Origin of the sequence: Sedimentibacter sp., from assembly GCF_032080165.1 — a bacterium.
GTDB lineage: Bacteria > Bacillota > Clostridia > Tissierellales > Sedimentibacteraceae > Sedimentibacter.
The window spans coordinates 1-26,105 of record NZ_DAMASY010000011.1 but is presented as its reverse complement, the minus strand read 5'-3'; the positions used below and the strand labels follow the sequence as shown (position 1 = coordinate 26,105).

Below are 26,105 nucleotides of genomic sequence, written 5' to 3'. Positions count from 1 at the left end.
CCTCCTTTTGCTCCTTAAGAATAATTTCCCCTATAGATACTATCACCATCTATTTTCCATCCACCAAAATCAGAAATTACATTGATAACGATATCCCTTTTCTTATTATTAATTTTTACAGTAATTTCAACAGCAATATAATCTTTTTCAAAGGTTATGCTTGTTACTTCTAAAATTGTTCCTAAATCAATATCATAATCCGAGTGAATTAAAAAATAGTTTAGTGGTATTTCTCTTTGAAATGATGTGTTAAGATAACTATAAAGCTTCAATCGGTCCGTTTTGTAATATGTGTCATAAAAATCAAGAATATAATTTTCGATCGTTTTTTTTAGATCAGCATTATTTGTTTTTTTACTAAAATCTTTCATTTCATAAATTTCACCTCCGGAGGAAAAGTCTTTAATAATATTATACTTGAATAAATCGCAATATTTGTTTAATTATGCAATAAGTGTATAAAATTTTTTAAGTAAAATAATGTATAAAGGTGTAATAATGAAAAGTATTTTGGTAAAATTTATATAAATAATACTAATTTATTAAAAAAAATATTTTCGACAATTAAAAAATCTAAGGGTTAAACCTTAGATTTTTCTAAATTTTTCTATATTATACAAAGAGAAATATATGCGGTAAATTCAGGTTGTTTCATTAATGAGTACACCTTTATCTTTTCTTTCCAACCAGACTATATTCTTTTTCGCCTGCTGTATTATTATATGTGAGAAATTGAGATATGACCCAACTTCTCAGTGATTACAGTTTAAAGATTATACCTATTATACCGGAGATTACTATATAGGAAACAGGATGTTTCTTGAATTTTATTATTGAATAAAATATAGCTAAGAAAATAATTGATTTTAATATATCTATGCTGTTAAATAAACCAGCTGTCAATATTAAGCTTTTATTTAATATTGCTACACTTAATAAATCTAAACCTACGTAGGCAAGCAAGCCTGCAACGCATGGTCTTATGCCATAAAATGCATGCTTAAAATCCTGGTTATTTTTGAATTTGAACAAAAAACTGGATACTAATGCAACTATTATTATAGAAGGCAAAATTTCCGAAACAGTTGCAATGATACCGCCAAAAATTCCTGCAACTTCATTGCCAACATATGTTGCCATATTTATGCCTATTGGTCCGGGTGTTGATTCTGATATGGCAATCATATCCGTTATAAATGACACCTCATACCAGCCGGTTCTCTCTGCTAAATCTTTCAAATAAGGTATGGTAGCCAGTCCGCCTCCAAAGGTAAATAATCCTATTACAAAAAATTCATAAAACAATCGTAAATATATCATGCTTTTAACCCTGATTTCTTGATAACTATTCCAATAACCGCACTTATTATAATCAATATAACCGGTGAAATATCAAATACAAACATTATTACAGCTGTTAAAGCAAAAACCGCCAAGCAAATTTTATCAATAACGCTTTTTTTCCAAAGTCCCACTATAGCGCTGAATATTAATGCTGTTGCACCAAGTGTTATGCCGGCAAAGGCATGCTGTATAATTTCTATGTCTCGGAAATTTGATATAAATGAAGTTAAAATAGTTATGATTAAAATGCATGGTGACACTGTTCCTAAGCTTGCAGCCATATCGCCTAATAAGCCTTTTCTGTGATGGCCTATCATAGCTGCTACATTAACAGCCAATATTCCAGGCAAGCCTTGACTGAGCGCATAATAATCGATCACTTCTTCATCAGTTACCCATTGCCTATCCTTTACGATTTCCCTTTGAAGTATCGGCATCATAGCCATTCCTCCTCCAAAGGTTACCGAGCTTATTTTAAAAAAAGTAAAATATATTTCCAGTAATTCTTTCATTTGTCTCCTTTTCTGTCATTTCATAGTTTTATTAATTGTAACATTAAAATTAATTTTTTTCCATATAAATTAAAGCCCCTAAATTCAATGGGGCTTCTTATGATCAAATTGACCTCACTTCAAAACTCTATCCATGAAATCTAAAAAATTTTTATAGGAAATTTTCTTTATTTCATCTTCTGAAAATCCTCTCTCTGATAGTTTGTTTATTAAGTATTTACCTTTTGTTATATTTTCAAGTCCAAATGTAGAATTAAAACCTCCATTGGTAAAGCTGTCTGTAGTTTCACTCTCCAAATAATCAAAAAAGTCAAATCCAAGTGCAACAGAATCAATTCCTATTAAATTGACCATGTGCTCTATATGGTTAATATAATGATCAATTGTTTTATTTGCCGGTTCTATGCTGATAAACTCATTAAATGCATTTAATCCTACAAGACCCTTCTTTTCTCCGATTGCTTTAATTTGTTTATTACTTAAATTTCTTGGTACATCACATAATGCTTTAGCATTTGAATGGGAAGCTATAAATGGATATTCTGTTTCGCTGATAATATCCCAGAATGTTTTTTCATTAACATGAGAAACATCAAGAATCATATTTAATTCATTGATAATTTTAATAATACTTTTACCTTTTTTGGTAAGTCCTCTGTTTTCATTACCTTTAACACCTGTTGCCAAGCCGTTTTCTTCGTTCCATGTCAAAGACGCATGCCTGAACCCCAATTGATAAAGAGTATATAAGCTTTCAATTTCATCTTCAATAGAGCTTAGTCCTTCCAGACCTAACATTACTGCAATTTTATTTTCGTTTAATGCCTCGTAAAAATCGTTGGAATTATAAATGACTTTTAGGATATCCCTGCTTTCCCACAGTTCACAGCTCATTGCTTTTACACTTTCTATTAATCTTTCTCTGGGGTTTTTGTCATATGGCGGATCTGCCCATATAACAAATATTCCTCCTGACAATCCGCCTTCTTTAAATCTATCAAGATGTTCATTACGTATTATATTTTTTCTTCCTAATCCTCTCTTAATCGTAACGTCTGTCCATATATCCCCATGTATGTCAAAAAGCATAATCTACCCCCTGTAATATTGTTTGCATTACATTAAAGCCAATAGATTTCCCATGAATATACCAAGATAATTTCCTATTATATATCCAAATATCCCTGCTAAAACAGTTGGTCCAATCAATTTATTCCATCCTTTTGCAATAGCCATGGCAGCTGCAGTTGTCGGTCCGCCTATGTTAGCATTTGAGCAAAGAAGAATTTCTTCAAGATTGAACTTAAATATTTTTCCGAAAATTAAAGATATAGCCATGTTGATTGCAACTATTATCAATGTAAATACAAGCAACAACGGAGCCTGTGACAGAATTACCGGAATAGAAGCAGGTACACCAATAACTACAAGGAATATATAAATTAGAAATGTACCTATTTCCTGAGCACCATTAATACTTCCTATAAATTTAGGAGCATAGGTTGCCAAAAGCATTGTGAATGTAGTTATTAATAAATACTTGTTTCCTAAAAAACCATTTATTAAATCAAGAAAGAAATTCCCTGTTGGGATAACACCTGCAAGTATAACTGCAAGCTCAGTTGATATCCATACTATAATAAATGAAATAGCAACTGCAAATGCAATATCTCTTAAGGATATATTTTTTCTGCCCCAATATTTTGCAGCTAAAGTTTCTCCTTCTTCCTTATTAACATTTTCATTAACCGAATCTATATGTGGATGGTTGAATTTATTGAGGAAAAAATTAATTGACGGTATTGCTAAAAGAACAAAGAAATATAACGCCATCAACAAATTGTCAGCAACAGTCAAAGCAGATATCCATTCTTCCCCTGTGCCAAAAGTACCCGCCATAGCTGCAAAATTTACTCCGCCTCCAATATATGAACCGGTCATCATCCCTGCCATTTTATATAAGTCAGGAATATAGTTATTCAGCATGAAAAACGCAGCAAATACACCGGCAATAGTTCCAATTGCACTTAACAAGAACATGATTAAAAATCTACCGCTTTCACGCCATATTTTTTTAATATTTGCATCAAACAGCAATAACGGAATAGCCAACGGTACAACGTAACTCCATACCACATCATAAGCAGGAGCATCTGTCGGAATCACATTAAAATTAGCTAACAACATTGCAATTACTAATCCGATTATAGCTCCTGTTACCTTAGCTGCCCATTTATAGGTCTGTTCAAGATAGATGCTTACTGCAGCAATACCAACTAAAACTGACCACAACGCCCACGTGTTTTCAGCACTAATTAAGGTTGTCATAAAATCCTCCATTCATTTTTTTAAAAAATTTTCGTTTTACTAAACGATTTGATACATTATATTTATAACTATCCTCAATTATTACTTACGCTATAAAAAACATCGCAGGGGAATGCATAAAATTTGTTTGCTCTCTGCCGTTCGCACAAATTTGGCATTCTGTGCGTTTGACCTGCCAACCATTTTTCAGAAAAAAGACTCTGAAAAATGGGGTTAGGGCATAAAAAAAAGAAGGTCATATTGAACCTTCCATAAACTATGCTTTTTTAAACCAATATTCTTGAAATAAAGCTACCATAACTCCCAACATACCGCCTAATACAGCACCTATTGCAATGTTTAATGCATTGCTTGGGCTTGTCTTTTGAGTTGGTGCAACAGGAGGTGAAGGTAAATAAACATTTGTCTCTACTACTCCGATTACACTTGATTCTAATTTTTCAGCTTGACCGGTTCTGTAGTATCTATATATTGCCTCTCTTTCCCTGTCTAATTCTTCTAAGTATTGGTTATTCATTCTGACAGTATTTTCTAAACTGCTAATTAATTGCTTGTTTGCAATAATATCATTTTCCAATTTTATATAGTTTGGATTTATAGTATCAACCGGCAGAATATAATCGCTGCTTCCGTTTAAAGGAGATTGTATTTCTATATTTGCATTACCGGAACTTATATTTTTAGGTGTTTGTGCCAATAACTCTTCATTACTTTTCAATATATCTTTTTGACTGTTTAATGAATTTTCTAATGCTCTTAATTCTATGGTGAAGTGATTATAATAATAATTAACGGCTCTTTCCTTTGTCATAGAATCTAAGAAATCTAAATAATTACTGTATAATGCTTGAGCTAATTTCAGAGATTCTTCGGGATTATTTGCTGAAACGGTCACTTCAAAGCTGTTTTGAACAGACCCTGACTTTGCTTCATTACCGATTGTAATTCTTTTCTTCAATCCTTCTATGCTGATAGTTCCTTTGTCATAACCCATTTTTTCAATCGTATGCAGCAGCACATCATTACTTGTAATTAAATTGATGTATTGTTCATTTGTTGTAATAGGTAATGCATACTCTCCGTATCTCGTGATATATTTTTCCGGCATGCTTATAACTATATTTAATTTTGTATTGTAAACAGGTGATAAAACAAACATACTAAACATCCCTGCTAATATTGCTGCTATAAGAGTAAAGCATATTATCATTATTTTTCTTTTCCAAAGAGCCATTATAAGCTCTCTTAAATCAATTTCATCTTCATAACATTGCACATTGTTTTGGTTTTCGTTCATTGTTTGCTCCTTTATCACTAATAAAAAGTATTGCTAATATATTATAACAGCAATTAAAATTATATTCAATTAATAAATTTATATATTAGTCCCTTTAGTTTTCTTTGTCATGTCGTATCCTAACTCATAGTAATTATTATTATTAAAATCAAAATTTTTTATCACTTCGAGCCCAAGCTTGCGGGTGTGAGCCTCGTAGGATCTGTTATTTGTATGATTTATAAAAGTGATTAAAACAGGGTATCTATCCTTCATCTGTAATCTCGAAAATTCAAACAAATTAGGCAGGACATCAGTTCCTCTGTATTCCATGTCTATACATATAGGGCCATATTGATAGGAATTTTCAGTATTTAATACAGTGTTTAAATATATAATATTCGGCAAGTCATTAATCATATGTTGAAACAAAGGCCACGCTGACCAATATTGCCATGATGCTGCCATTGCATATCCGACTATTTTTTCACCGTCACAAGCTATGGCAAGTCCATTTTCTTTTTCTATCAGTTCCTTAAATTGATTTTCCGTAAATAATGTTGTTACAAAGCCATGGGATTTATTATCATCGCTTATGGTTGATATATGATACTTTTGTTGCAGTAATTGTACCTTACTAATATCCTGAAGATTAGCATTTTTATATTTCATAAAACTACCTTCCTCTCAATTTTTATTGAACCATACTGATATGATAGTATCATTACAGAATTTTATCAAGCATTTTGTCATTCAGTTACAATTCTCTTCCTGCTCCATCTTCCTGTCAAATAATATGCAAATGAAATAATATAATTTGCTGCCCATCCCATTGGAATAGCATACCAAACAGCCTGAACTCCCCATTTGGGTGAGAAATAAAATGCTACAAAAACCCTGATGCTTAAATTTACAAGATTAGATATGGTAAACAGCAGCATATCACCCGAACCTCTGAGTACGCCGTCAGTAATTGATTTAAAACCGATAAAGGCAAAGAAGTACCCTATAAATTTCAGATATCTGATACCTGTATTAAAAGCTAAACTTCCATTTTCAACATCCAAAAATATTGAAATAATAGGTCTGTAGAATAACGCTATAATTATGGCAATAGCTGCCGCGAACGATATAATTATTCTATAGCCGGAATAATAGCCCTCACGTACCCTGTCTAATTGTCCTGCGCCAAGGTTTTGAGCCGTAAATGTGGAAATAGCATTTCCTGTTGCAATCATTGGAACAATACATATTGATTCTATTCTTGTTCCTGCCGAATATCCCGCTAAAACGGAGGAACCAAACCCATTTACCACTGATTGAACGAGCACCATACCGATTGAAACAATTGATTGCTGCAATATAGACGGTACTGCAATAAAAACCATCTTCTTAAGCATTGATTTATTAAATTTCTCTATATGCTTTGTTTCAGTAACGTAGCTTTTTAATGTGTTTATTAAAATGATATATGAAATTACCGCAGATATTCCTTGTGCAATAACAGTAGCGGTTGCAACACCTGCAACCCCCATATGCAATACCAATACCATAAACAAATCGAGAGCAACATTTAATACAGAAGAAAAAATCAAAAGATACAGAGGTATTTTAGATTTGCCTAACGCATTAAATACCGAAGCAAATATATTGTACATAAACAAAAACGGAAGACCTATAAAATAAATTGTAAGATACAACAATGCATCATCAAAAATATTTGCAGGCGTATTTAGTAAAAACAATAACCGTTCCTTTGTAACAGTGCCGAAAATCAACATTAATAAACTTAAAAGCATGAAGCTTATTAAAGCAGTATAAACGGATGTCTTCATCTTTTCATATTCTTCAGCCCCCAAGTATTGGGAAATAATGACTGACGACCCTATTCCGCCGCCTATTGCTATCATTATAAAAACTGTTGTCAAGGAATATGACGCACCTACAGAAGCAAGCGCCTCTTCGCCTACAAATTTACCGACTATAATCGAGTCAGCCATATTATAAAACTGTTGAAAAAGATTACCCAAAATCATAGGCAGTGCAAAGAATAATAATGATTTTCCGGGATTGTCTTTTAACATATCGTATTCTTTCATTATAAACCTCTACTATATCAAATAAAAATAACCCTTCAGACACTGTATATTATTGTCTTATATTTATTCTGATAAATCAAGAGGAAATTATTCTTGATACTTTTGTGTCATTTTTTATATTAAAACATAAGATAAAGCTAAAGAAGTTAGCTTCGGCTAAATTATTTAGTATAATAAAATATTTTATGACAGGAGATATGATATGAAAGCATTAACAGATGCCAATGTAGGTGAAGTTGTAAAGGTAAGAAAAAATACCGCACAGGATTCATTAAAAGAAAGATTGCTTGCCTTAGGTCTTACAAACGGGGCTGATATAGAAATATTAAGAAAAGGACCTAAAAACAATTTAACTGTTTACAATATACGCGGAGCTATGATTGCCCTAAGAAGAGAAGAAGCTCGACTAATTGAAATATTATAACAAGGGGTGATCATATGGGTTTAACTGCACAATCCGTCAAAATAGACGCTATGAAGGATGTTTTTGATATAGTAAAGACCGATTCTCAGCATGTAATAGCATTAGCCGGGAATCCAAACACCGGAAAAAGTACCGTTTTTAATTATTTAACAGGTCTTAAACAACATACGGGAAATTGGCCCGGAAAGACAGTTGTTTCAGCAAGAGGAGAATATTCATATAATGATGAAGAATATATAGTTGTAGACCTTCCGGGCTCTTATTCATTGTTTACTTCTTCAAGGGATGAAGAGGTTTCCAGGGATTTTATCTGTTATGGTAATTATGAAGCGGTAGTTGTTGTTGCAGATGCAACATGTTTAGAAAGAAATTTAAATTTAGCTTTTCAAATATCCGAAATAACAAACAAGGTTATTCTCTGCATAAACCTAATAGATGAGGCAAAGAAAAAAAATATAGTAATCAACAAGGAAGATCTCGAAAAAGAGCTTAATATTCCAATAGTTTTAACTGCCGCAAGAAACGGTATCGGAATGGATGAGTTGAAAAATTTAATAGAAAAGGTAACATTCAAGAATGAAAAAGGAAAGCCAACAATAATAAAGTACGATGATTATATTGAATCAAAAATCAATGAAGTTTCACCTCACTTAGAGGATTTAAATATTTCAAACATACGTTGGACTGCCTTGAGATTATTAGACAGCAGCTCAGATATTTTTTCAATAAATAAAGAAGACCACTTAACAGTTTCTGAAGCAAATAAAATAAAAAAAGCACTTAATATCAATACAGATAATATAAAGCTCCGTGAAATGATATCAGAACATAATTATAACTATGCTAATGAATTAAAACAAAAATATGTAACAGAAGATACAAAAAAAATAAAAAGAGACAAAAAAATTGATGATATAATTACCTCTAAAGTGTTTGGGCTGCCGATTATGCTTTTACTTTTGGGATTAGTATTTTGGATAACAATTCAAGGAGCAAACATTCCATCTCAAATGTTAGCAAACTTGCTGTTTGGACTTCAGGATAAATTATCGGCTCTGTTTGTTCAGGGTGGAGTACCAATGATTTTACACAACATACTTCTTGACGGTATATTTCGAACATTGGCATGGGTTGTTTCGGTAATGCTTCCGCCAATGGCAATATTTTTTCCATTGTTCACATTCCTGGAGGACTTAGGATACCTGCCAAGAATTGCATTTAACTTGGATCATATGTTTAAAAAGGCATGCGCCCATGGAAAGCAGTGTCTCACTATGTGTATGGGGTTTGGCTGCAATGCTGCAGGAGTTATCGGATGCAGAATAATTGACTCTCCAAGAGAAAGAGTTATTGCTATTTTGACCAATAATTTTGTGCCCTGCAACGGCCGGTTTCCGACAATAATAGTAATATCGTCCGCTTTCTTTGCAATTTCTTCAAATGCATATGTCAACAGCTTAATACCGTCATTGTTTATTACACTTATGGTTTTGTTTGGAATTGTTGTAACCTTACTTGTTTCATATATATTATCAAAAACGCTTTTAAAAGGAGTGCCTTCAACATTCACTCTTGAGCTTCCTCCCTATAGAGTACCAAAGATTGGTCGGCTTTTATATACTTCAATTATCGACAGAACCATATTTGTATTATCAAGGGCAATAATCGTAGCAGCCCCTGCAGGTGCTGCAACATGGCTTTTGGCAAACATTTATATAGGAGATATGAGTGTTCTGTCACATGTGGCAGGCTTTTTAAATCCTTTAGGCAAAGCAATTGGGCTTGATGGTTTTATATTGATGGCATTCATAGTTGGAATACCAGCCAATGAGATAGTCCTTCCGGTTTTATTGATGGCATACCTTTCTACCGGAACATTGACTGATTTTGATAGCATTCATTTTTTAAAACAGGTCCTGATTGAAAATGGATGGACCGGGCTTACAGCATTTAATGTAATGTTGTTCAGTTTATTACATTGGCCGTGCACAACCACCATATGGACTATAAAAAAAGAAACCGGAAGTATTAAATGGACACTGCTGTCATTTCTCATCCCAACAACTATAGCCTTTTCTGTTTGTTTTATTACAGCAAGCCTATATAAATTAATCTTTTAATACTAACCATATTAAGCAATTGACAAAAATAGCACCATATAGGTGCTATCAGATTGATGACAAAGTCATCAAGATGGTAGGCTGTTGAAAAAGTTCATCCTGCAAGGCGCCGGAAGACGGGCAACCGCAGCGTATTCAAACATACGTGAGGATTGACCGGCGCAGCGGCAACGAAGCAGGGGGACTTTTTCAGCGGCCTGATAGCACCATATAGGTGCTATTTTGCTTTTGTCATATTATTCGTTTAATGTCTCTTCTTCGTTACTGTCGTCAGAATCATCTTCAGATGTTTCTTCTTCTGTTGGTTCTTCATTGTTTTCTTCTTCTGCCGATTATTCACCTTCTACTGGTTCTTCACCTTCTACTGGCTCTTCTCCCTCTACCGGCTCTTCACCTTCTACAGGAGTTTCCCCTTCAGTATCTTTTGCTTCTATTGCTCTGTCTAAAGTTACTAAAGCTTCTGCTCTTGTTATATCATCAGTCGGATTAAAATTTCCTTCATCATTACCGATCATAAACTCAGCTTCTGCAACTGCTCCAACATATTCAACAGCCCATTCGGCAATTTTATCAGCATCAGTAAACATAGAAACATCAGAGTTTTCTTCTAAAGTATTTAGTCTTGTTATAACAACCGCTACTTCTTGTCTTGAAATTTCATCGTTAGGTCTTACTGCTTCGTCATTGTCACCAACAATATATCCTGCAGCTACTGCTTTTTGAATTTCAGCATAATACCATGCTTCAGCATCAGCATCCTCATAACCGATTTCCACTAATTCTTCAAAATCATAAGCGCTGTTTATCATAGTCATAAATTCAGCTCTGGTAATTGAATTGTTTGGTTTAAATGAACCATCCTCATATCCTGATATCTTTTCATCATCAAACCATTTTTGAATAGTTGCCTCTGCCCAATGACCTTCAAAATCTAAGCCAAATGCTAAACCTGACAATGAGGTTGACATAATCATAACTGTTGCTAATATTAAAGATAATTTTCTTTTAAACATTTATTGTCCTCCTAAGAATGTCTTTATTGTATAAAAACATTTTTACATAATTCATCTCCAATGTCAAAGTACTAAATATGTCAGCATAAAAAATATTTACCATTAGTTTGGGAGCTGCCCCTTTATTTGATTTATAAAGTTTATTTTTTTATTTATGTTTAAATCGATAATATATCGGTATATATTACATTGTAATTATTACAACTTAATATTGATAACAATAATTGTTATTACAACTAATGGAGGAGCAAAATGAAAAAAAATATCTTAAAATTTCAAAGCATAAGTACGGCTATATTAAAAATAAGTACAATCACACTGGTTTTGACCGTGGCAATAACATCATTAATTTCTTTGCTTTATTTTAATAATATAATAATTGAGATTTCAGAGGATAAGGCATTAGCATCAATGGATATTGTAGAAAAAGAAATAGAATCAATTAAAAACAATCTATCCGAATATGTAAGTGAAACAGCTAAAGATACAAAAATAATAAATTATATAAACTCTAATAATACAAGCATGCTTCAATCATATATAAACAACCTGAATGAAACGTCTAATTATAACAATATAACGGTAACTGATTTAAGCGGTACAATAATTGCCAGCACAAATGACGTATATAAATCAGGAGATAACATTTCAAGTAATACCATTATTAATTCAGCACTTAACAGAAAAGTGCTTTCAGATATAGGAAGAGAGCCTTCAGGTTTCTACGGTATAAATGTCGGTTCCCCTATTTATCAAAATAATAAATTGTTAGGTGTTTTATCAGTAGGATTTAAGCTCGAAGATATTAATTTTGTAGATAATATGAAGTCTTTAATAAATAATGAAATATCAATATTTGAGAATGATGTAAGAATAAGCTCTACAGTAATTCAAGACGGAAAACGGTTGATCGGAACTAAGCTTGATCCTAAAATAGCCGATATGGTAATAAACAATAAAAAGAATTATGTCGGTAAAACAGATGTGTTCGGTGTACCGTATATAACAGTATATAAACCCACCCTTTCACCGGATGGCTCAGTTAAAGGAGTAATAGTTACAGCAAGCGACTATTCTGTTATTGAAAAAAAGATATTAAATGAAGTTATAATAATAAATATTATTTCACTATTAGCCATTGTATTCAGTATATTTATAATGCAAAGATATTTTAAACTAAAGCTGAAAAATCCGTTAAGCAGTGTAGTTAACGCAGCAAAGGCTATAGAAACCGGTGATATACGCGAAGATATTATAAGCCAGATTAAAGAAATTAATTCTAATGATGAAATCGGCTCTTTGGCTAAATCGATGGATGGTGCAGTTGCATCGGTTAATATGCTGGCAAACAGCATAAATGGATATAAAACAGCTTTAACGAATAATGATTTAACATATACATCAGATACAACAATACATAAAGGAATATATTTTACAATTATTAAAATTGTAGAAACATTGTTTAATGACCTTAGAGCAATTTTAAATGAAATTAATTTGGCGGCAGATGGAATTAATTCAGGAGCAGAACATGTTTCTGCAGCTGCGCAAATGTTAGCACAAGGTTCTACAGAGCAGGCAGGCTCTATTGAGGAATTGGCTGCTACCATGTCAGAAGTAGCAAATCAAATTAAAAATGATGCTGAGAGTGCTGTTGATGTCAGCAGATTGTCTGATGAAACAGGATCTGTTGTACTGCAAGGCAGTCAGTATATGAATGAGTTAATGAATGCAATGGCAGAAATTAATCATACATCAAGTGAAATCGAAAAGATAATTAAAACAATAGATGACATAGCATTCCAAACCAATATATTGGCACTTAATGCAGCTGTTGAAGCAGCAAGGGCAGGTGCAGCCGGGAAAGGATTTTCTGTAGTTGCAGATGAAGTTCGAAACCTTGCATCCAAAAGTGCTGAAGCGGCTAAGAGTACTACTCTGCTGATTGAAAGTTCAGTAAATGCAATTAACAAAGGAACATTAATCGCAAAGGAAACTGAATCAGCACTAAAAGATGTTGTGGAAAAAACTCATAAAGCTAATTCTTTGATAAATGAGATTTCTGAAGCTTCACAAAAACAAAGCGATAATATTTATCAGGTTAACATAGGTGTTGAGCAAATATCAAGTGTTATACAATCTAACTCAGCAACCGCAGAACAAATAGCTGCATCAAGTGAAGAACTGTCAGGACAAGCTCATTCATTAAAAGGAATGGTAGGTAAATATACATTGTAATAAGTGCAAAAGCAAAAACCGGAAAGATAGTAATATCTTCCGGTTTTCACAATTTCTTATGATGCTTGTTCAAACCGAAAAGAATTGTTAATGCACTGATGCTTACACCGATAAATAAAGAATTTATATTCAAATCAAAGAATATTTCACATATTAAAAACGATAAAAACCCGAACGCACTTGATAAAACAGCGAAATTACTATTAATCTTGTTTTTGAAAAACAATGCTCCAATCATCGGAATTATCAATACTGTTGCTCTTAACCCCATTGACATGAATCCCCATGTCAATATGGCCGTTTTTAAATTTCCTAAAGTAAATATTGCAGATACTGCCAAGGTTAATAAAATTACAATCCTTGTGATTATTAATTCATTTTTGATATTTTCATTCTTGCTTATATATTTTTTATAAATATCATTAATAATAATTGTGCTGAATCCAAGTGCCATTCCTGCTCCGGTTCCTACTAATGCTATCAGCAATGTCGCTAATATAAGACCGCTGATAAAAGGCGGAATATTGTTAATAATAAATAACGGAAATGCCTGACTTGATTCTATGTAAGGATAATTAATTTTCATATACATTCCTACAAAAATACTGCCGATTCCTATAGGTGGTATAATAGCAGCACTTAATAATGCACCCTTTTTAGCTTCCTTTATATTTTTCCCTGATATAATAGCCTGAATATAGGTCTGAGTGGATAATACTCCCAAAACAACCGAAATTCCATCACCTACATCAATTCCAGCTCCTCTTGATACAATATTAAAATATTGTTGGTGATTAAGGTTATTATAAAATCCGGAAAATCCTCCCCCTAACTTAAGAGCTATAGCGGCACCTAAAAAAACAGAAAAATATATTAAAATAAGCTTTATAATACCTAAAATACCTGTACTTAAAACTCCGCCAAAAATAACGTAGACACTCATTAGTAATATACTGACAAAAGCACTTTCTACACTGCCTAAACCAAACATTGAAGATAATAATGCATTAGCAGCTAAAATTTGTGCAACGATATTCAATATTATCCCAAAGGATGACAAAACTGTAGTAATAATACCGGAGGTTTGTCCATACTCTGAAGATATCATTTCTTGTATTGTATTGCAGCAGCTTAATTTAAGAGGCTTAACAAAGACTAATCCAAGAGTTAAGCACCCCAAGCCGGCACCTAAAGTAAACCACCATGCAGAAAAACCATAATTATATGCCAGCTGTGCGGTACCTACAGTAGAAGAACCGCCTACCAATGTTCCGATTATTGTTCCTGCAACTAATAAAGAACTCGCTCTGTGACCGCCTGTTGAGAAATCCGATGCATTTTCAACTTTTTTTCCTGAATAAACTCCTATCCCCATTATAATTATCAAAGTAACCAATGCTCCGATAATATGAGATGCTGTAAGGTTTTCCATAAAATTCTCCTGTGAGCAATTAGGGTCGAACCCTAATTATCATAATATATAAGTCTTTCCTTTTTAGATTATATTAAATAATTATTAGAATAGCAATAATAAGAATTCATCTAAGAACTACACCGCAGCCTTAAGCTGCGGTGTAGTTCTTAGATTTTAATAAATTATACAGGTATTTCAATATCTAACAGCGGCGGATACTGCTGACACCCAAACACATCACCTTCACCGGGGCTTCCGCTTGGCTGAAGTCTTAGTATAGTAAACTTTATTGCATATGCCGGATCAAATTCAACAAAATCTGAAATCCTGCTTTCACAAATTTGAAATAGATTTGCTATAAATTCTTTTGTAATTATTTTACTTTCCTTAACTAATTCATAATTTTCTTTTTCTCTGAATATTATATCAAATGTAATTCGATCGGTACCGGCATTTTTACTTCTTATTGTTTTTGCTATATCAACTAATTTCATTGTCTTCATAATTCTTATTCTCCGATCTCTATCAGTTTAACATCAAATAATTCTAAAGGATCATCCACTTCAACAATATGATTTAAAGACCATCGGTAAGCGGAAGTAGCGGGTAAGACTTCATCAACAACAAACGCAGCTGTCCCGGCAGTACCCTTAACCTCAGGCAATCTTGCATAAAATATTTGTCTTGTACCGGTCATAGCAACTTCTTCAGCCATTTCCTTTGTAGGAGCAATACCTTGAACGATTATACATAGCTCATGTGATTTTATTTCCTTAACAGGCTCCAAGTCTCCCATAACACCATTTTTGCCATATACTCTGTAATGCAATTCGTAACCGTTATCACCAAACTTTTGCACAACTTGTTCTCTTGCTAATTCTATAACCTTATCAATATTTTTTATTGTATAAGGATCTCTGACACCTGCAATTCCAATATACATTTCTCCGACCTTTGTGGAGCCTTCAAGCTTAACTTTTATTTTACCTTCAATGGGTATATACTTCGGATTAGTTATTCTTGTAGTTTTTTCATCCCATTGCTCATACAGGCATTCGGACATATCCAGCATCCCGCCTGCAAAATATTCGTAATATGGATTCGATCTTTCATACATAGCATGACCTGCAACAGATGCTACCGTACATCTTTGCCAAGGAGCCATTGCTGTAACTTTAACATCATTATGTGTTATAGTTCCTATTACACTTTCCTTAGCTCCATAAGGTTCAGCGCAAAACGAAGCACACTCCAATACCTTTCCGGCATAATAAGCAATGTTTTCCGGGAATCCTTCTTTTATCGCAGGAGCGGCAAAAATTGCAATATCGGATGATCTGCCGCCTATTATAACATCTGCCCCCATTTCTAAAGCTTTAATGTATGGATGTACACCTGCTACGGCAACAATTCTTTCTGTTTTGTCTAATTCTTCAAAAGTAAGAAAGGACCTTGAATCTAATCCTTCGATCACAGCGCCGTTCTCCATTTTCCTCCGAAGGTATTTTTTATCAACTTCTGAATAGAAATATGCTAATTTAAATTTAGGAATTTTATGTTCTATTGCTAAATCTTTAATAATTTGCACATACATATCAACTCTGCTGTTTGTTCCCGTGTCACCTGCAGAACCTATAATCATAGGAACTCCCTGCTCTCTGGAAGCAAGAAGCATTAATTCCAAATCATGTTTTTGCCAGACATATAGACTTGCACATTTATCAGCACCTAAAGGTCCGGGACCAATATCATCACTTCCGGAATCACTGCAATAATAATCAGGCTTAGTTTGCGCTCCTAACCAAAAGCTATCTTCTTTTGTAGGAGAAAAACCTAAATGCCCATTAGGACAAATTATCCTAAGCTCTTTTTTTATCATTTTCAATCCTCCACTATTGTAATTAGTTTTCATACAATAATAGTAGCAATATCTGTGCCAATAAAATTACACAATCATTTAATTGCGATTACAAGCACTGCGGCTTAGCTATAATTTATAATTGCTTTTAATGTTTCATAAAATAATGTCTAATAATTAGACATTACTAAGAGTTTCTAATTTTATACTGTTATTAATTTTAACACTCTTCAATATTGTAATCTTTTATCTTATTATATAATGTTTGTCTCTTTATCCCTAATACTTTTGCAGTCATTGTTTTATTGCCGTTAAATCTGTTTAACGTGCTCAAAATTATCATTTTTTCATAGTCCGATAATGTTTTTTCTTTTCTTTCTTCTGACAAAGCGCTGTGTGTAAAACCTGTTATTTCCCTTGGCAGATATTCCGGCAATAAAAATTCCTCTTCTGCGTGAGCAATCAGCACAGAACGTTCTATTACATTCCTAAGCTCTCTGACATTACCTTTCCATTCATATTCTATTAGATATTTTATAGAAACCGGATCATAATATTTTATTTTTTTATTATATTCATCTGAATATTGCTCCATAAAAAATTCTGCAAGAGAAGGAATATCATCTTTTCTTTCTCTTAACGCAGGAATTTCAATGTTAACTACATTTAATCTGTAGAACAAATCTTCTCTGAAACTTCCATTCTTAACTTCCTCAGGCAGATTTTTATTTGTTGCGGCAATAATTCTGACATCTACATTTATACTTTTTTCCGAACCTATTTTATAAATTTGTTTTTCCTGCAAGGCTCTTAAAAACTTGACCTGTGCCTGAAAAGGAAGCTCACCAATTTCATCAAGAAACAGAGTGCCCTCATTAGCTAATTCAAATTTGCCCTTTTGAATATGATCAGCACCTGTAAAGGAGCCTTTTTCAAATCCAAACAGCTCAGCTTCGATAAGATTTTCAGGTATTGCTCCGCAGTTAATCACCACAAAACTGTTATTTCTACGACAGCTCAAATTATGTATCAGCTTAGCTATTACTTCTTTACCTACTCCACTTTCTCCTGTTAATAATACACTTGCCTTACTGTTTGCTACTCTGTTTACTATATCAAATACCTTTTGCATAATTTCACTTTTACCAACAACGCCCTCGTATTCATATTTACATTCTACTCTTCTTTTTAAATTCCTGTTTTCTTCTTTTAGAATTCTATGCTCAATTGCCCGCTCAATCGCAAATATTAGCTCATCGTTTGAGAATGATTTTTCAATATAATCAACTGCTCCCATTTTAACAGCTTTTACTGCTGATTTTATATCTGCATATGCAGATATAAATATAGTTTCTATGAATGGATCAATTTCTAATGCATTTTTCATTAGCTCAATACCATCCATCCTTGGCATTCGTAAATCTGTAATCAATATGTCAACAATGTTATTATTCAAAATTTCTATTGCCTCATATCCATCCTCTGCAGTAAAAACCTTGTAATTTAAGTCACTCAATATTACCTTTAAAGTTTCTCTTATAGATTTTTCATCATCAACTATTAATATATTAATTTCCATAATGCTCCTTCCTTTCCTGGATTATGGGTAACATTAATGAAACCATAGTTCCTTTGTTTATATTGCTATCAATAAATATATCTCCGCCGGATTTTTTTATTATGTTAAAAACAATAGATAATCCAATACCCGAGCCATATTCTTTTGTAGTATAGAAGGGATCAAATATTAAATTAATATCTTTTTCAGAAATACCAATTCCATTATCCTTAATATCAATAAACGCATAATTAGATTTATTTTCTATTCTGATTTCAATAATGCGATCATCTTTATCCTCTTTTAATTTCAGAGCATCAATTGCATTCAATAATAAATTAATGAACACTTGTTTTAAATTATCTTTGTTATAAGGTAATTCAATTTTGCGGTTAATATATTCTAAATTTAACCTTATTTCATTCTTATTAATAGTGAATTTTAACAAAGTTAATACTTCATCAATAATTTCATCTAAACAACAACTTCCAATTAAATAATAGCTGTCTTTACTCATACTCACAAATTGATCTATAACGCGGTTTAATCGATTGCTTTCTTCTCTTATAATATTTAAAAGAATAGATAATTCAATATTGTTTTCTTCATCTCCATATTTAGACAGCAAATATTCACTGGCATTTCTTATAGGTAATAAAGGATTTCTAATTTCATGAACCAAGCCTGCTGTTAATCTTCCTAACGCAGCAAGCTTGTCAGCCATAAATATTTGCTTTTGCAATTTTTCAATTTCAGTATTATCTCTAAATATACATATACAGCTTTTAATAGAATTATCATCATTATACATAAATGAAGTACTAAAACGTATTCTTAAAATGTTGTTATCTTTTTTGACTAAATACCCCGGTTCTTCAAAAAATGTTTCTTGACTTTTCAAAAACTTCCAAGTGTTTTCTTCATTTTCTAATTTTAGCTTTAAAACAGAAATATCTTTACCTAATAATTCATCAATTTTATAACCTGTAATTATCTCTGCGGATTTATTAAAAATGGTTATTCTATTCATATTATCAATAACCATAATGCCGCTATTGACATTGTCCAATATTTTATTTGAAAATTTTTTCGTTTCGGTAATATTGTTGTTTAACTCCAATAATACAGCTGCTTGAGAAGCAATGATATTAATCACTTGAACCTCATAGTCATCATATTGATTAATTTTGGAACTGGATACGCTCAATATACCTATTGTTTTATCTCCAACTACTAAGGGTACTGCTAAAAATGATCTGATAATAGGATCTTCATTATAGTATTGCCTTACCTTTACTTCACTAAATTCAAGGACATCATTAATAAGTATCGGTTTTTTATTTTTTGCAACTAAACCAACCGCTCCTTCTCCAATCCTAAACGGCATCCTTTTTCTTAACTTTTCTGTATCAGTTCCGAGACATGAAACTATTTCCAAAGTATGTTCTTTTTCATTAATCTTATATATTACAGCCATGTCAAATTTAATAAATTTTTTTATGAAATTAAAAATTATTTCGGCTGTAACCTGGAAATCCTTTGCCTTAGTAATCATGCCTATGGTTTCGGAGAGTAATTCAAGATCACTATATTGATGTTTATCAATATCCACTTTTCACCTCAACTGCAATAAATTATATACAAGAATATATTATCATAAATTTTGTTTATTTTCTATTATAATATTAAGAACAAGTTGTAAACTATACAACTTGTTCTTAATATTTGTTAGTTTAATTCTTTAAAACTATTCCAGGCAATTCTCCGGTATGATCACCTTTTGAAATAACTATTTTGCCATTTACAACTACATATTCAATTCCTATCGGATATTTGTGTGGATCATCAAAAGTATTAACATCAAGTATTTTGTCTTTGTCAAATATAGTAATATCAGCAAAATACCCTTCTTTTAGTTCACCCCTATGTTTCAAGCGTATTGTTTTTGCCGGCATAGATGTGGATTTTTTTATTGCTTCCTCTAATGTCATTAACTTCTTTTCTCTTACATATAGACCCATTATTTTAGGGTAAGTTCCATAATATCTAGGATGAACAGAGCCTTTTGATAATTCTCCATAAGTTGCAACTGCTCTTCCATCAGTACAGAATTTAGCTTTGGGGTGTTTCATGATAATTTCTAAATCCTCTTCACACATTGCAAAATAAATGCATTTTACAGAAGCTTCTTCTTCAATCATCAGATATATAACAGCTTCAAACGGTGAACATTTCATATGTTTCGCTATTTCATTTATTGTAAGTCCTTCATACTTTTTATTCTTTTCTGTTTTTAACATTGCTATTTTTATTGTTTTATCCCAACCTTCTATTGTCATAGGATTTTCCCATGCTTCACTTTCAGTCTGCATGTCCTTAATAACTTTATCTTTTATATCATTGTCTCTCAATAATTCTATCATTTTTTTAGGACCACCAACTTTAACCCAAGGAGGAATTAAATCAAGTAACCCGCTTCCAAATGCAGTATATGGATAAACATCAAAACCTATATCTATACCCTCATCAAATGCATTGTCAATCAAGTCTAAAGCTTTATTAACTTTTCCCCAATTAGCTTTATATTGAGCCTTTAAATGGGAAATTTCCACTGATACCCCTGATTGTCTGCCTATTTCTATTGCTTCTTCAATGCATTTTAAAACATCTTTCCCTTCATTCTTCATGTGAGTTGTATAAATGCCATTATACTCTTTTACTACTCTACATAGTTCAATTAATTCTTCAGTATTCGAATATGAACCTGGCTCATATTCAAGTCCTGTAGATAATCCATATACACCTTTTTGCAGCTCAATTTCAAGCAATGCTTTCATCTTCAATAATTCTTCATCGTCCGGTTCCCTTTTATCAAAACCCATAACGGCAACCCTGATTGTTCCATGTCCAACTAAAGGTACTATATTAAAAGATAAACCATCTTTAGAAGAATAATCTAAAAAATCAATTTGGCTTTTCCATTTCCAATTTTGCTTTTGCTCATCATTAAGAACTATTGTATTTGCAAGATACTGTAGCAAATCACCATAGTGAGCATCAGTCGATGGGCCTGCTGTAAAACCGCAATTGCCTAAAACTTCTGTTGTTATACCCTGTCTGATTTTACTTTCACCCTTATTGTTAGTAAATAAAGTAAAATCCGAATGACCATGAATATCTATAAAACCGGGACAAACTATATATCCATCAGCATTAATAAATTTTTTAGCTTGTTCCTTAATACTTCCTTCTATTTTATATATCCTATCATTTTTAATACCGATATCAGCACTAAATCTTTCACTTCCGGTACCATCTATTACCATACCATTTTTAATTATTAAATCAAACATTCTTCTCTCCTTTCAAAAATTTTAAAACGGACCCAAAGGAATTGCATTAGCAATAATTAACACAATACAAGAAACAGCTGTCCATATCATTGTTAATTTCCACATAAATTTAAACCATCTATCAAATGGTACATCTGCCATCGCACAAGTTGCAAGTAATGTTGATGACGTTGGCAATATACTGCCATTTATTCCATCTCCAAGTTGAAATGCCACTACTGTTACCTGACGGTTAATTTTAAGCATGTCAGCTATTGGAGTTAATATTGGCATAGCAATTGCTGCTAATCCTGTTGAGGATGTAATTATTATATTAATAAACCATTGAATAATAAATAATCCAATAATAGCTATAGAGGCTGGGAATATATCTAATATACCTACAGTAGAGTTAATCATTGTGTCCAAAATCATAGAATCACTTAATATAATGTATATGCCCTTTGCTACACCTACAATTAATGCTCCAAATGTAATTCCTTTTGCCCCAGCAACAAATTCATTTGCTATTTGAGTAAAACTAAGTCTGCCAATTAAACCTGAAACAACACCTATAATTAAAAATATAGCCGCAATTTCTTGTACATACCATCCAAAATTGTATGCTCCGTAAAGTATTGAAATAACAGCAATTAAGAAAGCAATATAAATTAATATATGGCTAAAGTTAAGCTTCACATCAATTTTAGATAGGTCTACAAACTTACTTTCATCTACTTTTATATCTGCTACAATACTTAATTCAGGATTCTTTTTTATTTTTGCTGCATATCTCATTACATACCATCCTGTAATAACCATAAAAATAGCCCATATTAGAAATCTGAATCCTATCCCTGAAAACATAGGTAAGTTAGCAATTCCTTGTGCAACGCCTACATTAAATGGATTCATCATACCTGCAAAAAATCCAACTTGAGTTGCTAAATAAGATATACAAATACCAACAATTCCATCATATCCTAAATATCTTGCAACACTTACAGCTAAAGGAACAAAAACGATATTTTCCTCAGAAAAACCAAGAAATGCACCTGTAAAAGAAAAGAAAATCATAAAAATAGGTATTAATAATTGTTCTCTGCCTGCAAAAGATTTCGTCATTCTCAAAAGTCCGGCATTTATAGCACCAGTTGCATTAACTATTTGTACTGCACCAGAAATAATAAATATAAAAAATATTATTTTAGCACTATCAACCATGCCTCGAGGTATTGCTAAAAATAAATCAAATAATGAAGCAGGGTTTTTTTCAATATAATGAAATGAGTCTGGGTCAGCTAACATTCTGCCAGTATTAGTATCTTCAAACAGTTCAAATTTCCCTGCCGGAACTAAATATGTAAGTATTACAACAATAATTAAAATTGTAAATAATAGTACATAGGTGTTAATATTCAGTGCCAACTTTTTCTTGTTTTTTTCTTCTTTCAACATAACATCCTCCTAATATTTTTACATTTTATATACATACATAATTAATTGCAATTTCAATGCCAATATTAAAAAATTTTACTTATACACTTAAAATATGTATTATTTGATGGTAACATTTTCACAGCTCTAATTTTAAAGTAATTTTTCTTAATGCACAATAAGAATATGTGTTAATAAATTTTACATTTTAAATTAATAAAAATGTGTCATTGTCCAATTGTTGGACATAAATATATATTATGATGAAGTAAAGTAATAGAGATATTAAATAAATAAAATCGAGTAGGAAGCAATTAATTACCTCCTACTCGATTTTATTTATTATCAATATTCTATAATCTCATACTGATATCTGAAGCACCATACAAAACTCTTGTTACTAATGCGACTCTCTATACTTTGCAAAAGCTTCTGCAGCATTTTGCACATTTCCATCTTCCATATCATCATAACCTTCTTGAAGCAATGCGCGAATTTCCTCAGTCATCAAGTCGGTATTCAATTCTGCTTTTTTCAATATTTCTATTAATTCTGTCTTTTCATGCTCTTTGATTTGAATTAGTGGTTTTCTCACGTAACCGCCTTCAAACCCCAATAAATCACAAGCATACTTTAATCCTGCTATGCCGTATTTTCCTGTTACTGCACTGTTAACAGGAAATATCCTTTCATATAGCTCTCTTGCCTTTTCTAAATTACCACTTTCAAATTCCTTTTGAACTTCAATACATTCATCTGGGCAGCAATTTGCAAGAGCCATAACAGAACCTTTAATACCCAATGTCAGTGCAGGATACCAAACAGATGCGGTGCCAACCATTAAATTAAATTCAACATCACCTACGGCTCTTTTAAAATCTATTAGCTGCGAAACATTACCTGAGCTGTCTTTCATCCCGATTATGTTAGGATGCTTACATAATACACCAACGGCATATGGAGAAATATTAACATGTGTAAACTTAGTAACATTGTAAATCATTACTGGTATTTTTACATTATCTGCAACATCAGTATAGAAATTAATCAGTGCTTCATCGTTCATTTTACCTCCATAATAAAATGGAGTAACAATAAGTGAGCAATCAGCTCCCAAATCAGCTGCCTTGTTTGTTAAATCAATAGTAGCGATTGTTGATTCCATACCGGTTCCGGCAACAACAATTTTTCCCGTCTTTTTATTCTTAACCGTAAGCTCAATCAATTTTAATTTTTCTTCTTCTGTCAAGTACACAGTTTCACTGTTTGAACCGAGCACTAAATAACCTGCTAAATCATATTCGTTCCATTTTTCAATATTTCTTGTAAATTTATCGTAATCCACCCTATCATTTTCATCAAACGGTGTTATCATTGGTGGTATTACTCCCTTAATATTTATAAATGCCATTTTTACCCCCTACATAAAATATTGTTTACTTGTTAATAATTAATTTGCCACCGCAGCATTTATTGCAGCTGCGCTGGTAGCATTACCTGTTCCCATATCGCCTAACATCTGAGAAAACACCGGCAATTGCAAGACCGTTGAATAGTTAATTATGAGTACATCATCAATTTTATTTTCTTCTATTAGTTCATAAATATTATCATTAAAGTAGCGAGGATCAGCTATAAAAATGTCGCCATAATGAGGTAGAAGAAACGGAATAAAAGCATTACCGTAAGAATCTTTTATTACTAATATTTTTTTCTTTACCTGGGAATCTACTTCAATATGCGAGAAAGCAGCATCTCCACCCATGAAAACGGAATATTTTCTGCTATGCTCAAAATATGACGGAAAAACAATCTGACTTGAATTCCATGATGTTGCATCCCTATTTATTGCTGAATATTTAACCGGTAATAAAGGATTGTAATACCATATATCATCTAAATTATTTTCTAATCTTTCATTTTGAGTCATATTGTATATAGAGCCGAGATATTTATTTCTTGAATCTATTTTTTTGTATTTTTCTAAGGATATAGGTTCCTCACTTTTAGTTTTCATAAATGATTCATATGCTCTATATGCTCCTAAGCCGGTCCAATGATGATCCGTTTTAAAATATAGGTACTCATCTTTATTTGCCTCTATATTTGAATATGCATCCACCGTTATGACTTTATTATCCATATTTGAATAAGCATATAGAATCCCGTCTTTTTGTGAATCACTCAAATCACTGTATTCATCAGGCATGTTAAATTCGCTGGATGTGGGTGCAATGAGATTGTATATTGTTATATCGCCGTCTAAGTTTGCCGCATATTTGTTAATTGAATCTATGTAAACATTTGCATTATACTTATTAAATTTGAATTTTTCAAAACCTATGCTATTTATTATTACAAAACTACCCACATGTTCAGGTGAATGCTCTATAGCTAAATCATTTCCTATGATATCATCCTCTGCTTCAATGCTGATATCATTTTCAGATTCAATTGATTCATCTTCCTTTGACTCTTCATCTGATTCTTCTATCTCTCCTGTATTTACTGTTCCTTCGCTTATTTCACTGTTTATCAAAGCTGTTTCATCACTCAAAGCTGCTTCATTTAAATCATTAGCAACATCATTTTCAATTGTAGGTACATTCGTGTTATAAATGATTAATACTAAAATTAAACCAATTGCTATAAATGTACATATTAATCCTATTTTTCTTGAAATAATCATAAAATCTCCTAATTATGTAAATAAAGTCCTGATACTTCCGTTCACTTCCTGATATTTCGCACCTAAATTATAGCATAATTGTGTAAATTTTTCAATTCGTAATTGGTCATAAACCCACTAACCATTGTTAAACATTCAGGAAGAGTATTAAAGTTATAAAGCGGACAAGGCTCTTTATCATAATAGTTCCTTATTAGCTCATTAGTTTTTATACCTTTAACAGTTGTTTTTATAGTATATATAATTTTTCTCTTTCATAGGCTGATTATCTTTAATATCATTATAACAACATTTACCCAGGAAACAATAATGTATTGTAAAAATATAATAATCTAAAGTAAGTTAATAGTTTGTTATTGATACCAAAAAGCTGATAATTGATTTTTACATCATATTATCAGCTTTTTCATATGGTTTTAATTGTTTATTTTAAAGATTTCAATACATTTTTTACAAATTCAAT

At 32.1% G+C, this 26,105-nt stretch carries 21 protein-coding genes; 3 read left to right on the top strand and 18 right to left on the bottom strand.

Annotated elements, in window-relative coordinates:
* Window positions 1–14 precede the first annotated feature (14 nt).
* From RT412_RS13780 to RT412_RS13745, 8 genes are all read right to left on the bottom strand, one after another.
* Window positions 15–371: a hypothetical protein gene (locus tag RT412_RS13780; RefSeq protein ID WP_313345099.1), complete on the bottom strand. Its 357-nt coding sequence runs from the start codon at window positions 369–371 to the stop codon at window positions 15–17.
* Window positions 372–759: 388 nt separating this feature from the next.
* Window positions 760–1,320, bottom strand: a complete 561-nt coding sequence (locus tag RT412_RS13775) for a chromate transporter (protein WP_313345102.1) — start codon at window positions 1,318–1,320, stop codon at window positions 760–762.
* The gene (locus RT412_RS13770; protein WP_313345105.1) at window positions 1,317–1,856 is read right to left on the bottom strand and encodes a chromate transporter; all 540 of its coding nucleotides are present in this window, start codon (window positions 1,854–1,856) and stop codon (window positions 1,317–1,319) included. The genes RT412_RS13775 and RT412_RS13770 overlap by 4 nt, the downstream gene beginning before the upstream one ends.
* Before the next feature lie 114 nt (window positions 1,857–1,970).
* Entirely contained in the window at window positions 1,971–2,945 is a 975-nt protein-coding gene (locus tag RT412_RS13765; RefSeq protein ID WP_313345107.1) for a membrane dipeptidase, read from the bottom strand.
* 27 nt (window positions 2,946–2,972) lie between these two features.
* Entirely contained in the window at window positions 2,973–4,184 is a 1,212-nt protein-coding gene (locus tag RT412_RS13760) for a DUF819 family protein (RefSeq protein ID WP_313345109.1), read from the bottom strand.
* Window positions 4,185–4,440: 256 nt separating this feature from the next.
* A complete protein-coding gene (locus RT412_RS13755; protein WP_313345112.1) occupies window positions 4,441–5,481 on the bottom strand; it encodes a Wzz/FepE/Etk N-terminal domain-containing protein in 1,041 nt (346 codons plus the stop codon).
* Between the two features lie 78 nt (window positions 5,482–5,559).
* Complete coding sequence (locus RT412_RS13750; protein WP_313345115.1) at window positions 5,560–6,132, bottom strand: GNAT family acetyltransferase; 573 nt, start codon at window positions 6,130–6,132, stop codon at window positions 5,560–5,562.
* A gap of 77 nt (window positions 6,133–6,209) precedes the next feature.
* Window positions 6,210–7,559, bottom strand: a complete 1,350-nt coding sequence (locus RT412_RS13745; protein ID WP_313345118.1) for an MATE family efflux transporter — start codon at window positions 7,557–7,559, stop codon at window positions 6,210–6,212.
* 202 nt (window positions 7,560–7,761) lie between these two features.
* Between RT412_RS13745 and RT412_RS13740 the strand changes: the two genes are divergently transcribed.
* Complete coding sequence (locus RT412_RS13740) at window positions 7,762–7,983, top strand: FeoA family protein (protein ID WP_313345121.1); 222 nt, start codon at window positions 7,762–7,764, stop codon at window positions 7,981–7,983.
* A gap of 14 nt (window positions 7,984–7,997) precedes the next feature.
* Window positions 7,998–10,103, top strand: a complete 2,106-nt coding sequence (feoB, locus tag RT412_RS13735) for a ferrous iron transport protein B (protein WP_313371032.1) — start codon at window positions 7,998–8,000, stop codon at window positions 10,101–10,103.
* Window positions 10,104–10,435: 332 nt separating this feature from the next.
* Here the strand turns inward: feoB and RT412_RS13730 are convergent, their stop codons facing one another.
* Window positions 10,436–11,116: an S-layer homology domain-containing protein gene (locus tag RT412_RS13730; RefSeq protein WP_313347038.1), complete on the bottom strand. Its 681-nt coding sequence runs from the start codon at window positions 11,114–11,116 to the stop codon at window positions 10,436–10,438.
* Window positions 11,117–11,368: 252 nt separating this feature from the next.
* Here RT412_RS13730 and RT412_RS13725 point away from each other — a divergent pair, with 252 nt between their 5' ends.
* The gene (locus RT412_RS13725; RefSeq protein WP_313347041.1) at window positions 11,369–13,354 is read left to right on the top strand and encodes a methyl-accepting chemotaxis protein; all 1,986 of its coding nucleotides are present in this window, start codon (window positions 11,369–11,371) and stop codon (window positions 13,352–13,354) included.
* A 46-nt stretch (window positions 13,355–13,400) separates the two neighbouring features.
* Here RT412_RS13725 and RT412_RS13720 read toward each other — a convergent pair whose 3' ends face one another.
* The 9 genes from RT412_RS13720 to RT412_RS13680 form a co-directional block, all read right to left on the bottom strand.
* On the bottom strand, window positions 13,401–14,786 hold the full coding sequence (locus RT412_RS13720) for a sodium:solute symporter family protein (RefSeq protein WP_313347043.1): 1,386 nt from the start codon (window positions 14,784–14,786) through the stop codon (window positions 13,401–13,403).
* Window positions 14,787–14,950: 164 nt separating this feature from the next.
* A complete protein-coding gene (locus tag RT412_RS13715) occupies window positions 14,951–15,271 on the bottom strand; it encodes a DUF4387 domain-containing protein (protein ID WP_313347046.1) in 321 nt (106 codons plus the stop codon).
* A 5-nt stretch (window positions 15,272–15,276) separates the two neighbouring features.
* Window positions 15,277–16,647 carry an acyclic terpene utilization AtuA family protein gene (locus RT412_RS13710; RefSeq protein ID WP_313347049.1) on the bottom strand — a complete coding sequence of 457 codons (1,371 nt, stop codon included), beginning with the start codon at window positions 16,645–16,647 and terminating at the stop codon, window positions 15,277–15,279.
* A 199-nt stretch (window positions 16,648–16,846) separates the two neighbouring features.
* Window positions 16,847–18,205, bottom strand: coding sequence for a sigma-54 dependent transcriptional regulator (locus tag RT412_RS13705; RefSeq protein WP_313347052.1), 1,359 nt, complete (start codon window positions 18,203–18,205; stop codon window positions 16,847–16,849).
* Window positions 18,195–19,796, bottom strand: a complete 1,602-nt coding sequence (locus tag RT412_RS13700) for an ATP-binding protein (protein ID WP_313347055.1) — start codon at window positions 19,794–19,796, stop codon at window positions 18,195–18,197. Before RT412_RS13700 ends, RT412_RS13705 begins: the two co-directional genes overlap by 11 nt.
* A 121-nt stretch (window positions 19,797–19,917) precedes the next feature.
* On the bottom strand, window positions 19,918–21,537 hold the full coding sequence (locus RT412_RS13695; RefSeq protein ID WP_313347058.1) for a D-aminoacylase: 1,620 nt from the start codon (window positions 21,535–21,537) through the stop codon (window positions 19,918–19,920).
* A gap of 21 nt (window positions 21,538–21,558) precedes the next feature.
* On the bottom strand, window positions 21,559–22,974 hold the full coding sequence (locus RT412_RS13690; RefSeq protein ID WP_313347061.1) for a C4-dicarboxylate ABC transporter permease: 1,416 nt from the start codon (window positions 22,972–22,974) through the stop codon (window positions 21,559–21,561).
* Between the two features lie 379 nt (window positions 22,975–23,353).
* Window positions 23,354–24,364: a dihydrodipicolinate synthase family protein gene (locus RT412_RS13685; protein ID WP_313347064.1), complete on the bottom strand. Its 1,011-nt coding sequence runs from the start codon at window positions 24,362–24,364 to the stop codon at window positions 23,354–23,356.
* A 39-nt stretch (window positions 24,365–24,403) separates the two neighbouring features.
* Complete coding sequence (locus tag RT412_RS13680; protein ID WP_313347067.1) at window positions 24,404–25,642, bottom strand: DHHW family protein; 1,239 nt, start codon at window positions 25,640–25,642, stop codon at window positions 24,404–24,406.
* Between the last annotated feature and the right edge of the window lie 463 nt (window positions 25,643–26,105).